We start from the raw sequence: 16,594 nt of genomic DNA on the forward strand, positions 1-16,594 counted from the left end.
TCTTTGATTATGGTTGAATTCGTCTGGGGAACGAATCTGGATTTTGCCGCACAGGATTTGCGCGATGCAATTGATCAGAGTTTGGATTATTTGCCAGGTGATGCAAAACGACCGATGGTGATGAAACATAATCTCTCTCAAATGCCAATTTTACTTTACGGCATTACCGGAATGGAAAATACTTACGAACTGCGAAAACTTATTGAAGATGAAGTAGAACCAAAACTGAAACATTTAGATGGTGTGGCATCAATTATGGTAATGGGCGGTAAAGAAGCAGAAAAGCAAGTAATAATTGATAAAGTCAAATTAGAACAAAATAATATCTCTATAAATGAAGTAGTAGCAATGCTGTCTGCTCAGAATCTAAATATGACTGGTGGATATGTTGAAAAAGGTCAAAATGAATTTCTGATGCGAACAATTGGAGAATATAAATCCATAAAAGAAATTGAAAATACTCCTATTTCAATGACTAATACCGGTAAAGTAATATATGTTAAGGATATTGCAAAAGTTGTGGATGGATTCAAGGAAAAGAGATATTATATACGAACTAATGGCAAACCAACTGTAATGATGATGGTCTCTAAAGAATCGGGTGCAAACACATTAACAGTTTCAGAAAGCGTAAAAAAAGAATTGGAAATAATAAAAACGGAATTGCCAGGTTCTATTCAGTTCGCTGAAATTTTTGACCAGGGAGATATTGTCTCACGAATTACTTCAGAAACTGGAAACGCCTTAATATTCGGTGCAATCCTCGCCATACTTATTATGTTCATATTTTTACGAAACTGGCGACCGACTTCTGTAATATCATTAGCGATTCCCATTTCCGTGATAGCCACATTCATCCCAGTTTATCTGGCAAAATATTCTCTCAATATAATGACATTAGGAGGATTGGCATTGGGTGTGGGAATGCTTGTTGATAATGCTATTATTGTAATTGAAAACATCTATCGGCATCTTGAAAAGGGTGAAAAGAATATACCAGCCGCAAAAATCGGTGCATCGGAAGTCGGAATGGCAATCACAGCATCAACATTAACAACCATTGCCGTGTTTGCTCCGATGATTTTTACTCATGGACTTACAGCTCAACTTGTGCGCGGTCTTGCTTTGACCGTTGCTTTTGCACTTTTCGCTTCTTTATTCGTTGCATTAACCATTGTTCCTTTGATTGCATCTATGATTTTCAAAAGAAGAGCAACAGGCAAAGAATATCAACAAGCTTCTGGCAGGTTATTCATAGGCATTAGAAACAAATATTTAAAATTACTTGCCTGGTCCTTAAGGCATAGGGTCAAAACATTAGTTGCAATGGTTATTATATTTATTATTGCTATTGCTCTTATCCCTTTAATTGGCACAGAATTCATCCCCAAAACAGATATGCCAATGCAAACATTAAATATAAGAACACCAGTAGGAACAAGTCTTGAAGAAACGAACTTTTTTGTATCTCAAATGGAAGATATCATTGGAAATCTAAAAGAAGTAAAATATGTTATGTCATTAGTAGGTCCAATGACCGAGGCTGGAGCTGCATCAGACCCGACCAATCCGCAAAGTTCAAACGAATCACAAGTATTTTTCCGTCTGTATGATAAAGAAGAAAGAGAAAGAAGCTCCGAAGAAATACTGGACGAAATAAGAAGCAAAATACCGAAATTTGAAGGTACGAAAATAACTTTTTTAGATATGTCCGGGCAAATGATGGGCGGAACCGAATCGCCGATTTCTATTAAATTGTTTGGAAAGGACCTATCAGTTTTGAAATCAATTAGTAAGGAAATTGAGAACAGGATTACAAATGTTGAAGGTATTTGTGATGTTGATAATTCATTTAAAGAAGCCAAACCGGAACTTCATATTCATATTGATAGAGATAAAGCCTTCCATTACGGTTTAACTACTGCACAGGTTGCTTCTGCTGTGAAAACTGCTACTTATGGAACGATTGCTGGTATATTTAGACAAGCAGGTGATGAGATAAATATACTTGTTCGCTTGAAAGAGGAAAGTAGAAACAGCTTACAAGATATTGAAAATATCAGCATTACAAGTTCCCGACAAGTCGGGAGATTTACAATTCCATTAAAACAGATTGCTTCAATAAAAATGGGAGAAGGTCCTATCAAAATCTCCAGAGAACATAAAACGCGTAAAGTAACTATTTCCGCAAATGTAGTTGGAAGAGACCTCGGGAGCACGGTGAATGAAATCCAAACAATTATAAAAGATATTAAAGATAATCTGCCAATAGGCTATTTCATTGAGTTTGGCGGTGCTTACAAAGATATGAAGGAAACTTTCGTAACCTTGTCCTACGCTTTGCTTTTAGCTGCGCTTCTGGTATATGTGATTTTATCTTCACTCTTTGAATCTTTCAAACAACCGTTTGTTATTATGTTTACATTACCGCTGGCTTATATTGGTGTTATTTTCATTCTGTTACTTACAGGGACAACACTTAATGCACTCTCTTTTGTAGGTATTATTATATTGTCCGGAATTGTAGTGAATAATGCAATCGTCTTAATTGATCATATAAATCTTCTGCGCAGAAGTGGAATGGATAATCACAAAGCTATAATTCAAGCGGGTTCGGACAGAATGCGTCCTGTCTTGATTACAGCGATTACAACCATTGGAGGTATGTTTCCAATGGCTATTAGCACTGGTCAAGGCTCAGGATTAAGAGCGCCAATGGCTCTATCAGTAATCGGTGGACTTATTACTGCGACTTTCTTTACATTGGTGATAATTCCAACTATTTATACTGTTGTTGAGCGGATTTCATTTAAGAGGAAAAAAGGTATTATGAAAAAATTGCAAGGCAAAGATGAAAAATGATAAACACATAAAGAGTCATAAATTGGTGAATTAGTAAATTGGTAAATTAGTGAATTGGTGAATTAGTTCACCCCGTTAGATATTTATGTTTTTATATAAATATTATACTATCAGCCAATTGGTGGATATAAAAGAGAATTATAAATTTTTTTACAAATTATCTAACGGGGTAAATTAGTAAATCGGTTGAATCGGTTGAATCAGGAGATTGCGTCCCGATAAATCTGGAGAATTGACTTCCGTTATGCGTCGGACGGCACGGTTGACGATAACCGTAAACCGTTTCCAGCCTCGCAACCGTTTAACGAAATACGGTCTATTATTCAGTTGAATCAGTAAATCATGAATCAATAGCCCAGCCGTTTTTAACCCGTGAAATTCTGTAAGGAATATTTCACTGGGTTACGGCTGTAAAATAATGACAGCCAAAAATAGTTCAACGCCCTTCACGGCGTTCAAAGCATTGAATTAAATATAAAAAGGCGAGTTAAACTTGCCTTTTACTCTTTGATAATATAATATTAACTATAATAAAAAAACAATAGATTATGTCTATTAAAAAGAATTGATTAATATAATTTAGCTTTTCCCAAATATTGAAATAAATTGATAGCAATTATCGTTTGTCATTCAGTTTTGTAGTTCACTTTAGGAAGCAACTTGGAAAATAATAAAAAGCAAAGAAAACGGAAGATTGAAAAAGGTTTAATAGACGGACGTCTTTCCAGTTCTATCTGGAAATTGGCAGCTCCAATGATGATTAGTGGAGCTCTCCAAAACCTCTTTTCAATGGTAGACTTATACTTTGTTGGGAGATTAGGCCACATAGAAGTTGCTGCACTTTCTATAGCCGGCACTGTTGTTAGCATCCTCTTGATGTTGGTAATGGGAATTTCAGTGGGAACCACTGCACTTATCGCACACTTTACTGGCAAAAAGGAGCACGAGAAAGCTGATGAGGTGCTTGGGCAAACATTCATCCTTGGAATTATCGGCTCTCTAATTATGCTTACTGTGAGTCTTTTTTTAGTTGTGCCACTTCTTAAACTTTTTGGAGCAACTGGATATGTGCTTATTTATGCAGCCGAATATCTTAAGGTAGTATTTGGCTGGTCTTTAGCGATATTCTTATTTGTGGGCATAAATAGTGCTTTCCGTGGTACAGGTGATGCAAAGACTCCACTTAAGGCACTTATTATAGCGAATACCATTAATATTTTTCTTGACCCGATGTTGATTATGGGATATGGACCGTTTTCCCGAATGGGAGTTGAAGGCTCTGCAATTGCAACCGTTGTAAGTCGTGGAATAGGCGTTATCTTCCTCTTTTTGCATATGATATTTGGACATTCAACTATTCAATTTAAAATTAAATATATTAAGCCCATTCCAGTTCTGATGAAGAGGATAATAAGTATCGGGTCATTTGCATCCTTGCAGGTTTTTATAAGAGAAGTTTCCTTCCTTTTTCTAATGCGACTTGTTTCTTCTTTTGGAGCAGTTACTCTTGCTGCATACGGTGTCGGTGCTCGTCTTAGAATGTTTATTATGGTACCTGGATTTGGTTTTTCTAATGCGGCATCTGTCCTCGTTGGACAAAATATGGGTGCAAGTCAGCCAAAGCGAGCAACAAGCTCTGCATGGCAAGCCTTACTATATTATGAATCTATCGCTGTCCCATTAGCTGTAGTCTTTTTTATTTTTGCACCACATATTGTCGGTTTCTTTAATGATTACCCAGGAGTTATCAAAATTGGCAGTTCATTTTTAAGATATCTTGCTGTTACTTTTCCATTCCTCGCAGCTTCACTTGTTCTTGGACAAAGTATGAATGGTGCAGGAGATACAAAAACACCAACTGTTGTGAATGCTGTTGGACAGCTTGGCTTTAGGGTTCCATTTGCCTATTTGTTTGCTTTGGTTGCTAATATGACACAATCAGGCATCTGGTTGGGAATCAATGCCTCTGATGTAGTGCAAGGAATTGGAATGATGTTTGTATTTAGAAATGGACATTGGAAGAAAACCTATGCAAAACACAGAGAAAAGCTTGAAGGTAAGCCACTTATTCCGACTACAGATACAGCACTGCCATCTTCAGGGGCAGAAGAAGCCCTTTAAATAATATGAAACATACATGTCCCGAAAAGAATCAGGACACCACATTAAATAGAAAAAGATTTAATCCCAGTAAAATGATTAAAAAGATTTCACGGGACAGGCGGGGCAGGCAAAGGAAGATGAAAATAACACACCCCCTCCCCGACAAGTCGGGAAGACCCCTCTTATTAGAGGGGAATCAAATAAATCCCCTCTTGTTGAGCGGAGCGAAATCCCGATTTTTCTCGGGGAGAGGGGTGGATCCCGATTTACTCGTCTTGGCGAAGCAAGCCGAAGCCAGATCGGGAGACAGGGTGTGTAATCTGCCTGTCCGGCGTAGCTTTAGCGTAGACGGGTGTGGCTATTTTCAGATGAAATTTAGTATATTCCCAGAATTATTTGTATCTAAAAATTTGGAGAAAAAATGAAAAAATCTAAAAAACAAATTAATCTTGAAGCTAAAATATTATCAAAATTGTCAGGCAAATCAGCTTCTGTTGCCTCTCTTATTTTCGCTGATAAAGAGATACAGACATTGCAAGATTATGCAAATATTGTATCTATAAAACGATTAGGATTTAACGACCACGGTCCAGTCCATATGAGAAAAGCTGCTTTGAATTCACTCTTAATGTTTGACTTGCTTCATAAAGCAGGAATCAAATTTAATTTAGAAAAGGAGGGGATTGGGACTGTTGAAGATAGTAAAATAGCAGTTTTAATTGCCTCTTTATTACACGACATAGGAATGACTGCTTCACGAGACAACCATGAAACATTAAGTGTAATCCTCGCTCTTCCAATAATTAATAGGTTGCTATCAAAAATTTATAATGAATCAGGAAAAATCGTTATTATGCAGTCATTAATCATTGAAGGCATTATAGGACATATGGCAACTCAGAAAATCCATTCTTTAGAAGCAGGACTTGTATTAATTGGTGATGGTTGTGATATGGAAAAAGGTAGAGCCCGGATACCCACCCTTCTATCACAAAGTCCAAGAGTGGGTGACATTCACAAATATTCTTCAAGTTCAATACAGAAAGTCTCAATAAGCAGCGGAGACAAAAAGCCTATTAAAATTGTTGTTGAAATGACCCAGTCTGTTGGATTTTACCAGATAGAAGAAGTCCTTTTCCCCAAAATTTTATCCAGTCCAGTAAAGCCTTATATTGAACTTTATGGAGAAGTTAAAGACGAGAAGAGACTTAGATACCTGTAGAAATAATTTAACAACCCCGAAATTTTTCCAATTATAACCTTGTCCCTTGACAGCATTCTTGCTAATATTTTTTTTCTTTCATTAACCTTTTTTAAGGTAAAAGATGAAATTTATAAAAATTATATTTATTATTTTATTTATATTTAGTTGCTCACAAAAATTTGAATTAGGTTCAAAAAATAATCCAGTAGAGATGTGCTTCGTTCCCTGGATGGAAACAGGAAAGATTATTACAAGGAGTAAAAAACTCACCAATTATCTTACTGAAAAAACAGGTTATCATTTCAGAGTAACCATTCCAACAAACTATGCAGCAGTAATAGAAGGAATGGGAACTGAAGAGGTTGATATTGCCTGGCTTCCACCCTTTGCTTATATTTTAGCAAATGAAAAATACGGTGCACAAGTGGCTTTAACACCTGTAAGAAAAGGTATGAAAAAATACAAAGGAGAATTCCTGGCAAGGTCAGATAATAATATTGACAGTCTCGCAGATATTGAAGGAAAAACTATTGCTTATACTGATGCAGCATCCACCTCGGGTTATGTTTATCCTTCTGCTCTTTTAACTAAAAAAGGAATAAAGCCAGGTAAAATCTATTTTGCTGGTGGGCATTCACAAGCCATTCTCGCAGTTTATCAAAATCGTGCTGATGTGGGTTGTGCATATTGGTCTCCTCCATCTAAAGGAGAACCCCAAGATGGCAGAAAAGAACTCTTGCAAACTCATCCTGATATATATAAAAAAACGAAAATAATTGGATTTACCGAATGGATTATGAACGATACTGTAACATTTAGAAAAGATTTTCCATCAGAAATGAAAAAGAAAATAGTTCAAGCCTTGATTGATTATGTAAATACTGAAGAAGGTAAAGTGGTAATGAAAAAATTATATGAAATTGACGACTATGTAAGAGCAACTGATTCTGATTATGATGGAGTAAGAAAAACACTAAAAACTCTCGGTATAGATGCAGGACAGCTTATAAAATAACTCGGATTGCAGGAGATATTATAAAAAGTTATATATGATTTATTCAGTTAAATTTAACCTTCATTAAAATTTCTTAAACATTTAAACCTTATTAAACAAAAATAATCTAATTAGGCAAAACACAAAAAGCACAGGATATGAAAAGAAGTGAAATTAATCTGCTGTTTCAAGAAAATTATAAAAAGATATTTCTTCTATCAGTAAAAATGTTGAAAAATTACGAAGATGCTGAAGATGCAACGCAGGAAATTTTTATGAAAGCATATCAAAATATAGATAAATTCAGACAGGAATCCAAATTATTCACATGGCTATACAGGATTGCCTTGAACCATATTTATAATTTTTCCAATAAAAAAAAGAATGTGAAAAATCTCAACGAAAAGAATCAGGATTTTTGTATTCGCACAAATGAAACTCCAGAAAAGGTATTGTATGAAAAGGAGCTTTATAACAAACTTAACGAAATAATAGAAGGATTATCACCAAAACAAAAAGAGGTATTCCTTTTAAGGTACTATAATGGGCTAAAATTTAATGAGATAGCTAAAATTCTAAAGAAAAGTTTGGGCACAATCAAAAGTAACTATTTTTTTGCAATGCAAAAGATAAAAAAGGAACTGGAAAAAGAACAATTATTGGAAACAAAAGAGGTAAGCTAAATATGAAATGCATTACAGATAAAAAACTATTAGACTATCTAAATGGAGAGGTTAAATCAAAACAAAAAGAAAAAATCTCTCGCCATATAAATAAATGTGAAACCTGCCAGAGAAGATTAAATGAATGGAAAAAGGTTATGGATGTTACAAAGGAATTTACACAAACTGATAAAAAGAATATCAAACTTCCCCAATTTGATACTATTATAAATAAACCGCAAATTGAGCCTTTTGCTTCTGAGGAAAGCAGCTTTTCCTGGCTAAAGTATTGGTTGAAACCTGCGATTGTTACCGCTGCTGTGGCAGTTCTCGTCCTATTTGCAATAATCTTTGTCCCTCTTAAGGAAAAAATATCGGTTAACCCTAATTATGTGGTATTTGAAAATGAATATAAATATACAGAAGCGTACTTAATTGATGATGAATTCATAATTGCCTTTGAACAATCAATGCTGAAAGAGATTTATCAAGATGAGGAATTGCGGGATAAGATATTGTATGAGTCCTGGGAATATTTATATGATATTATTGATTTGCTCTCAGATGAAGATATTAAATTTCTTGAGAATAAAATAAATACACTAAAAACAACATAAAAACAATGGAGGTAAAAAGATGAAAGTCTCAAGAATCACAGTAATAGCAATAATCCTACTATTAATCACTGGAGTAGCCTTTGCTAAGACTCAGGCTCCAATCCAGGGAAAGAAAAGAGAAATTGTAAGACAATATCGGACACTAGAGTTATTAAAAATTCTGGATTTGAGTGAAGAAGAGAGTGAAGTTGTGCTTCCCATTCTAAAAGAAATTGATAAAAATCGGGAAACATTCTACTTTCAACAACAGCAGCTTCTTAATGAAATAGAATTTGCAATTAAACAGAATGAAGGTGAAGCTAAAATTGCAGAATTGAATAACAAACTTATGAAATTACCAAAAGAATTTGAGAATAAAAGAGCTAAATTCTATAGTAAGTTACGTTCTCATCTTTCGGAAGAGCAATTTGCAAAATTTCTTGTTTTTAATCGTAGGTTTAAAAAGCTGTTACAAGAACGAATAAAAGCAATACACAATCCACCGCTGAAACAGCCACCACCAAGACGATAATTCTATTAGAGTCTGAAATTATTAAAGGCAGAGTAATACATTCTGCCTTTTTTGTAACAACTTTAATTTTATAATAGTATAGCGTTTCAATAAAATATTGACAAGTAATCATACTACAAAATAATAAATAACAAATTACAAATAACAAATAAATTCCAACTAGCAAAATCCCGATACATTGGGACTAAACATATTTAAGCATTTTATCATTTTTTGCATTTTGCAAATTTCTTTGTTTGATATTATTGAGTCCACTTAAGAAACCACTGAAGTGGTTAAATGGTTCGGGTTCATCGTTACCCACAGTTAAAACTGTGGGCTTCTATTTGTCGTGTAAACAGTTAGATAAGCAAGATAGAAGCCCACGATTTCAATCGTGGGCTTTACACAACAAACACCAGAATTTAACCGTTTTAACGGTTTTTTAAGCGGACTCATTATTTCTTCTTACTGATATGAATATCTGAAAATTGTTTGTTCTGGAAAATAGTAATCTTTTTCATTCTTGCTAACTCAAGTATCGCCAGAAAAAATGTAACCAACTCTAATTTGCTATAGTTTTTCATAAAATCAGAGAATAGCAATTTTTTATTTTTCCTTAAAATTTTACGAATTTCTTTTATCTTATCTTCAACTTTAAATTTTTCAAGAATAATATCCTGCGGCACCTCTTGAGGTGGTTGAAGAATATACTTTTGCAAGGCTTTAATTAAATCATATAGACCAACACTATTTTGTTCAATACTATACGAAATTGCAAAATCCTTAATATCTTTTTGAGTATTCTTATCAATACTCTTATAAAAATAATATTTGTTTTCCTCAGCAAGGTTATTTAGAAACTTCGCATATTCTTTAATTTCCTGATATGCAATTAAGTTACTTACCAATTCAGCTTGAAGGTCTTCTTCTTCCTCATAAACCTGTCGTGGTAGAAGGGAGCGAAGTTTTATTTGAATTAAAGTTGCAGCCATCTCCATAAATTCTCCCTCAATAGAGATGTTTAACTCTTCCATTAATGACAAATATTTTAAATATTCAGAAAGCATAAAAGCAATAGGTATGTCATAAATATCTATCTTATGCTTACGAATAAGAAAAAGTAGCAAGTCCAGAGGACCTTCAAAATTTGGCAGTTTAATCTTATATTTTTTGTTATTGGTCCCCGAGCAAATCGGGGATTGAAGTTTATTTGACATTTGATATTTGCCCGTCCTCCGCAGTCCCGACTTTTTTCGGGACGGAGGATGGATAATTTGTCATTTTTTTAATATATTTCCAGATATTTATCTAACTCCCATTGTGTAACTTGCATATTATACTCATCCCATTCTTTTGTCTTGGCATTAATATAATTCTTACAAGTATGGTTTCCCAATGCTTGCCGAATTACTTTATCTGTCTTTAACTCATTGATAGCATCCATTAAAGAGCAAGGTAATGTATCAATATTAAGATTTTTTAATTTCAACTCATCAAAATTATAAATATCTTCCTCAACTGGCTCTGGAGATGTAAGGTTTTTCTTTATTCCGTCCAATCCTGCTTTGAGCATCACTGCAAATGCGAGATAAAGATTACAACTTGGGTCCGGGGATCTTAATTCCAATCTAGTAGATTCTTCTTTCCCTGTGGAATATTTAGGTACTCTAATAAGGGCGGACCTGTTGATTCTTGCCCAACTTATGTATACGGGTGCTTCATAACCTGGAGTTAATCTTTTATATGAATTAACTGTCGGTGAAAGCATTGCTGACATTGCTTTAATATGTTGAAGCTGACCTGCAATAAAATTATATGCTATTTTTGATAGTTTGTATTTATCACTTTTGTTATAAAAGGCATTCTCTCTTGTTGTTATATCAAATAAACTCTGATGTATATGCATTCCTGAGCCATTAATTCCCATTATTGGTTTTGGCATAAATGTGGCATGTAAATCGTATTTTTGTGCAATTGCTTTTAGCACAAATCGTAGTGTGGTGGCACTATCAGCAGTTCTCAAAGCATTGTCATACCTAAAGTCAATTTCATGCTGTCCAAGAGCGACCTCGTGGTGAGATGCTTCAACATCTATTCCGAACCTCTCTAGAGCAAGCACCATTTCCCGCCTTATTGTATATGCCTGGTCCGTTGATAAATCAAAATAACTCGCTCTATCATGTGGCAAAGGTACAAGTTTTCCATCTTCTTTTTTAAATAAAAAGAATTCCATCTCTGGTCCAACATTATATTCAAGACTCATACTTCTTGCTTCTTTAATTGCTTTTTTAAGTATGAATCTGGGATCCCCCTCAAAAGGCGTTCCATCGGGTTGATAAATATCACATATAAATCTTGCTGTGTTTCCCTTATCAGCTTTTAACCAGGGAATAATTGCATAAGTGCTAATATCTGGCTTTAATATCATATCACTTTCATGTATTCGTGCAAAACCTTCTATAGAAGAGCCATCAAACCAGGTCCCATATTGTAATGAATCAGCTATATGTTCTACACAAATTGTCAGGCTTTTTACAACCCCCAAAATATCTGTAAATTGTAATAGGATAAACTTTACATTGTCTTTTTTGGTTTGTTCTAATATTTTGTTAATTTCCATAGGTATCCTCTTTTATTTCTATTTTTGGCTTCCATTTGTTATTTGTCCGCCAGACCCGATTTTATCGGTCCGTCAACTGACGGATTGGAGCTGGCGGATTGCAATCTTACTTCTACAAGATTGATATGCCAGTAAGCAGTTTAATAAAAAAGTTAATAGGAGGCATTATAACCCCACCAATGATATTTAATCCCATAAGATTACTGACAAGAACGATTCCAATCAATATAAATGCTCCCTTTCTTTCAAATCGTTGATATCTAAAATATGCTTCGTCTGAAAGAAAAGCGCCTAAAATTTTTGAACCATCTAAAGGTGGAAATGGAATTAAATTAAACAATCCCAAGGCAATATTAATAAAAATAGTATAGAAAATAATAACTATAAAAATATTTTGAGATGAAGCCGATGTATGGGCGTTAAAAAAATTAAAAATCAAACTAAAAATAATAGCACTAATAAAATTAGCAGCAGGTCCAGCTAACGCCACATACGCAGTGTCCCTTTTGATATTTTTAAAATTGTATGGATTTATTGGTACTGGTTTTGCCCATCCAATATGAACAATAAATAGCATAATTGTGCCGATCGGGTCTAAATGTTTAAGTGGATTTAGTGTCAATCTACCCGCTCTTTTAGCAGTGTCATCACCCAAACGATATGCAACATAACCATGCGAAAATTCATGCACGGTTAATGCGTAAAGTATAGGAAATATTAATAAGACAAATTGGGTTATTTGATTCATATTAAGTTAATATGTATTAATATCAAAAAAATGTCAATCTTTTTATTCTTTTTTACTCCCCTTTAATTTTGAAAAAGTAACAATTATCTTACAGCTTTCTATATAAATTGACATCTTATTTATTAAATTAATTTCTTGATTTTAAAATAATAATAGCGATTTTAATGCTAAGAAGGATGTAAATTATGCAACTACATCAGTCATTTATTACTACAGCAAAAAAGTTTGGTAATAAAATAGCTATTTATGACCAGGCAACGGATAAAGAAATCAGTTATAGTAAAATGCTAATTGCATCTCTGATTCTTTCAAAAAAGTTTTCAAAATATCATGGACAGTATATTGGCGTAATGGTTCCTACATCGGCAGGTTGTATGCTCTCTATACTTGGGTCTCTGATGTGCGGTAAAATACCTGTGATGATAAACTATGCGACAGGTGCAGGAGAAAATTGCATCTACGCACAGGAAAAATGCAGCTTCAAAACTATTATCACAAGTAAGAAGCTACTGGAAAAAATTAATGTGGAACCAGTAGAAGGAATGGTTTTTCTTGAAGATATAATGGATTCACTCACAACATTAGATAAACTGAAAGCTGCAATTAAATCAAAACTACCGACTTCTATTTTGCAATCACGGGTTCACAAAGGTTCAGATGATGAAGATTGCGTTATTCTGTTCACAAGTGGAAGCGAGAAAGACCCTAAAGCAGTTCAGCTTTCACATAAGAATATCTTTCATAATGTTAATGCATTCCCAAAAATAATTGATGTAGATGAGAATGATATCTTTGCAGGCACTCTTCCCTTATTTCATGTGTTTGGCTTAACAACTACCTTCTGGTTACCAATTACTATAGGAGCATCTATTGTTGCCCATGCTAATCCATTAGATTACAAAGCAATCTGCGATTCAATCAGGAAATATAAGATAACCTTTGTAATAGGAACTCCAGCATTTTTCCATGGCTATTTACAGAAATCGGAACCAGGTGATTTTGCTTCTGTTAGACTAGCAATCGCTGGTGCAGATAAAGTTACAGACCAGCTTCGTGAAGGATATATAAAAAAACACAATTTAGAACTTATGGAAGGTTATGGCACAACAGAAACAAGTCCTGTAATTTCTACAAATGTTCCTGGCGTAAATAAACCTGGCAGTATAGGTAAACCTCTCCCTGAAGTTCAGGTTAAAATTGTAGATAGAGAAACAGACGAGGAGCTTCCTCTCAATAAGGAAGGTAAGATTTTAGTAAAAGGCAATATGGTTATGAATGGCTACTTAGGAGACCTTGAAGAGACTTCACTTCGCATTCGTAATGGGTGGTATGACACTGGAGATATGGGAGTATTAGATGAAGATGGATTTCTCTGGCATAGAGGTAGATTGAGAAGATTCGTAAAGGTTGGTGGAGAGATGATCTCTCTTGTTCGTGTAGAGAATGTCTTAGAAAAACTGCTGCCAGAAGGAGCTGTCTGTTGCGTTGTTGATGTCCCTAATCCAAGAAAAGGTTCTGACATCGTTGCGGCTGTAACTACAAAAGAAATCAACAAAAAACATATTAAGAAGCAAATGAAAAAAGAGCTTCCAGCAATCGCAATCCCAAAAGAATTTCATCTGATTGAAGATATCCCAATGATGGGAAGTGGTAAAGTCAACTTCCGCAAAGTAGAAAAAATATGTAGAAAATTAGAGAATGATAAATCCAATTAAAATTATCTAAGAGGTTTGATTCATGCCAAAAAAATTTGAGAAGAAACCGAGAAAAAAGAAATCAGTATTAAGAGAATGGATTGAAGCAATAATCTTTGCAGGAATTGCAGCAATTATCATAAAAACTTTTATTATTCAAACTTTCAGAATACCATCAGGTTCAATGGAAAGTTCGTTTTTGATTGGCGATTTCCTGGTTGCTAATAAATTTGTATTTCATTTTCGTGAACCAAAACAATTTGAACCAGTTATCTTCAAATACCCAATGGATAGTTATGATCCTCAGCCCAGCGAAAGATATGCTAAAATCATCCATCCTATATATTGGGATAAGAAAAATTTCTTTTTTAAGTATTACAAGCGTCGGGATTTTATCAAAAGAATTATTGGAATGCCTGGTGATACATTACAAATTATAGATAAAAATGTTTACATCAACGGAAAATACATAAAGGAAGATTACACTCAACATATAGATTATCGTATAATACCAAGAGAAAAAGGACATCTTTATATCAATTCTGAATTTATGGGAAGCAGGGACAACTTTGGACCTTTAGTAATTCCTGAAGGAAAATACTTTGTAATGGGAGATAACAGAGACAACAGCAGCGACTCGCGTTATTGGGGATTATTAGATAAAGAATTTATAAGAGGTATTCCAATGATTATCTACTGGTCATGGGACGAGCATCATCGTATCCGCTGGAGAAGATTGCTGAAAATTGTCTAAAACCATATAACCACCGATGACCACCGATAGACACTGATAAATTTATTTCAAAAAAAGAGGTGTATTCAAAATGGCTATTCTATACAAAGCTTTAAGTGATAAAATCATCGGTATCTGTATTGATATTTACCCTGTTAAATAGTAAAGATATTTTGCAACAGAAGTCCAATTATCAATTATTTAACAGGGTGAATAAAGAATTGGGTCCTGGATTCTTGGAGTCAGTATATAAGCATACTATCGCTTATGAATTTACTAAAAATAAATTTCACTATGAAAAAGAAAAACTTCTACGCACTAAATATAAAGACACTATTATTGACAAGGCTTTTTATGCTGATTTTGTTATAGAAAATAAAATCATTCTTGAAATAAAAACAGTTAAAAATTTTGAAAATATTCATTATGCACAGTTACTAAACTATCTAAAAGCCACAGGATTAAGAGTTGGTTATCTCATTAACTTTGGAAAACTTAAATTGGAATGGAAAAGAATGATTTACTAACTTTTTTATTATAAACCACCGAGTACTTCTATTCAGACTGCTATTTACGAAATCATCTAATCGGGAAAAGACTGACGGAACTTTATGATTAAAGATAATATTTTGCGGAATAACAGAGTTAAAAGTAGTTATAGATAATATCTCGGTGCTTATCGGTGCTATCGGTGGTTGAAATAATATTATATCGGTGATAATTGATGCTTTCGGCGGTTAATAATATTTCCATTTATCTCCATATCCCCTTTTGCATAAAAAAATGCAACTACTGCAATTTTTATTCAGTGCCATATAAATCGGATTTGGTCAGCAAATACATTGCTTGTTTGAAAAAGGAGATAGAACTCTTTCCACGAGAGCAAAAACTTGTTGTTGACACAATCTATTTCGGTGGCGGAACCCCATCTCTGCTCTCCTTCTCACACTTGTTCAAAATAATAACAACATTAACAGACAAATTTATAATTGCAGAAAATCCTGAGGTAACTTTAGAAGCCAACCCGATAAATGTAACCAAAGCCGCTGCTAAAAACTGGAAAATTTGCGGAATCAATCGTATAAGTCTGGGTGCCCAATCCTTCCATAATTCAGAATTAAAACTTTTAGGAAGATTACATTCTGAAAAAGAAATATATTCTGCTGTTGAAGCTATCAGAGAATATTGTACTGATAATATCTCTTTAGACCTGATGTATGGAATTCCATTTCAAACTAAGCAGAACTGGATAACCTCATTAAAAAAAGCAATAAGTCTTAAGCCCAAACACATTTCATCATATTGCTTATCTATTGAAGAAGGCACTTATCTCGCAGACAAACAAAATGAGTATACTTTTCCAGATGAAAATCTGCAAAGTGAAATGTATTACCAATTGATTAATATTCTTAAAAAAAATAAATTCTGTCAATATGAAATATCAAATTTTGCTCAAACAGGTTTTGAATCAAAACACAATTTAACATATTGGAATGGTGAAGAATATCTTGGCTTTGGACCTGCCTCTCATTCCTTCAATAATATGAAAAGATACAGCAATTTTGCAAATTTGAACAAGTATTTTGAATATATAGATAACAAAAAACTGCCGATTGAGGACTCAAAAATAATCTCAGAGCGAGAATTTATTTCTGATAAAATCATTTTGGGATTGCGACTGAATAAAGGAATATGCCTATCTGAATTCAAAAAGAAATATAATTTTGATGTTGAAATAGAATATGAAAATGTCTTAAAAAAATTTTTGTCTTCCAGATATTTGACAATTCAAAATGATAGACTGAAATTGACATCAAAAGCACTGTTTGTGTCTAATTCAATTTTAAGCGAATTTGTATAAAAA

14 protein-coding genes are annotated in these 16,594 nt (G+C 33.9%); 11 read left to right on the forward strand and 3 right to left on the reverse strand.

Going from position 1 to position 16,594, the window contains the following annotated elements:
• The 7 genes from U9R23_02300 to U9R23_02330 form a co-directional block, all read left to right on the forward strand.
• Nucleotides 1-2,862, forward strand: a 2,862-nt coding sequence (locus U9R23_02300) for an efflux RND transporter permease subunit (protein ID MEA3475267.1), incomplete at its 5' end; no start/stop codon positions are given.
• A gap of 660 nt (nucleotides 2,863-3,522) precedes the next feature.
• Nucleotides 3,523-4,983: an MATE family efflux transporter gene (locus U9R23_02305; protein MEA3475268.1), complete on the forward strand. Its 1,461-nt coding sequence runs from the start codon at nucleotides 3,523-3,525 to the stop codon at nucleotides 4,981-4,983.
• A 403-nt stretch (nucleotides 4,984-5,386) separates the two neighbouring features.
• Nucleotides 5,387-6,187, forward strand: coding sequence for a phosphohydrolase (locus tag U9R23_02310; protein MEA3475269.1), 801 nt, complete (start codon nucleotides 5,387-5,389; stop codon nucleotides 6,185-6,187).
• Between the two features lie 103 nt (nucleotides 6,188-6,290).
• Nucleotides 6,291-7,184: a phosphate/phosphite/phosphonate ABC transporter substrate-binding protein gene (locus U9R23_02315; protein MEA3475270.1), complete on the forward strand. Its 894-nt coding sequence runs from the start codon at nucleotides 6,291-6,293 to the stop codon at nucleotides 7,182-7,184.
• 137 nt (nucleotides 7,185-7,321) lie between these two features.
• Nucleotides 7,322-7,846: an RNA polymerase sigma factor gene (locus U9R23_02320; GenBank protein MEA3475271.1), complete on the forward strand. Its 525-nt coding sequence runs from the start codon at nucleotides 7,322-7,324 to the stop codon at nucleotides 7,844-7,846.
• 2 nt (nucleotides 7,847-7,848) lie between these two features.
• The gene (locus U9R23_02325; protein MEA3475272.1) at nucleotides 7,849-8,442 is read left to right on the forward strand and encodes a hypothetical protein; all 594 of its coding nucleotides are present in this window, start codon (nucleotides 7,849-7,851) and stop codon (nucleotides 8,440-8,442) included.
• 19 nt (nucleotides 8,443-8,461) lie between these two features.
• A complete protein-coding gene (locus U9R23_02330) occupies nucleotides 8,462-8,953 on the forward strand; it encodes a hypothetical protein (GenBank protein ID MEA3475273.1) in 492 nt (163 codons plus the stop codon).
• Nucleotides 8,954-9,390: 437 nt separating this feature from the next.
• On the opposite strand, the gene U9R23_02335 is transcribed toward U9R23_02330, so the two are convergent.
• The 3 genes from U9R23_02335 to U9R23_02345 all read right to left on the reverse strand — a co-directional run bounded on the left by U9R23_02335 (nucleotide 9,391) and on the right by U9R23_02345 (nucleotide 12,303).
• On the reverse strand, nucleotides 9,391-10,152 hold the full coding sequence (locus tag U9R23_02335) for a segregation/condensation protein A (GenBank protein ID MEA3475274.1): 762 nt from the start codon (nucleotides 10,150-10,152) through the stop codon (nucleotides 9,391-9,393).
• Nucleotides 10,153-10,220: 68 nt separating this feature from the next.
• Nucleotides 10,221-11,555: a glutamine synthetase family protein gene (locus U9R23_02340; protein MEA3475275.1), complete on the reverse strand. Its 1,335-nt coding sequence runs from the start codon at nucleotides 11,553-11,555 to the stop codon at nucleotides 10,221-10,223.
• Nucleotides 11,556-11,667: 112 nt separating this feature from the next.
• A complete protein-coding gene (locus U9R23_02345) occupies nucleotides 11,668-12,303 on the reverse strand; it encodes a site-2 protease family protein (GenBank protein MEA3475276.1) in 636 nt (211 codons plus the stop codon).
• A 185-nt stretch (nucleotides 12,304-12,488) separates the two neighbouring features.
• Here U9R23_02345 and U9R23_02350 point away from each other — a divergent pair, with 185 nt between their 5' ends.
• The 4 genes from U9R23_02350 to hemW all read left to right on the forward strand — a co-directional run bounded on the left by U9R23_02350 (nucleotide 12,489) and on the right by hemW (nucleotide 16,591).
• Nucleotides 12,489-14,018 carry an AMP-binding protein gene (locus U9R23_02350; protein MEA3475277.1) on the forward strand — a complete coding sequence of 510 codons (1,530 nt, stop codon included), beginning with the start codon at nucleotides 12,489-12,491 and terminating at the stop codon, nucleotides 14,016-14,018.
• A gap of 22 nt (nucleotides 14,019-14,040) precedes the next feature.
• A complete protein-coding gene (lepB, locus tag U9R23_02355) occupies nucleotides 14,041-14,751 on the forward strand; it encodes a signal peptidase I (GenBank protein ID MEA3475278.1) in 711 nt (236 codons plus the stop codon).
• 95 nt (nucleotides 14,752-14,846) lie between these two features.
• Nucleotides 14,847-15,257 (forward strand): GxxExxY protein, encoded by a 411-nt coding sequence (locus tag U9R23_02360; protein ID MEA3475279.1) that lies wholly within the window; start codon nucleotides 14,847-14,849, stop codon nucleotides 15,255-15,257.
• 197 nt (nucleotides 15,258-15,454) lie between these two features.
• Nucleotides 15,455-16,591: a radical SAM family heme chaperone HemW gene (gene hemW / locus U9R23_02365; protein ID MEA3475280.1), complete on the forward strand. Its 1,137-nt coding sequence runs from the start codon at nucleotides 15,455-15,457 to the stop codon at nucleotides 16,589-16,591.
• Nucleotides 16,592-16,594 lie beyond the last annotated feature (3 nt).

The organism is Candidatus Cloacimonadota bacterium, assembly GCA_034722995.1.
GTDB lineage: Bacteria > Cloacimonadota > Cloacimonadia > JGIOTU-2 > JGIOTU-2 > JAGMCF01.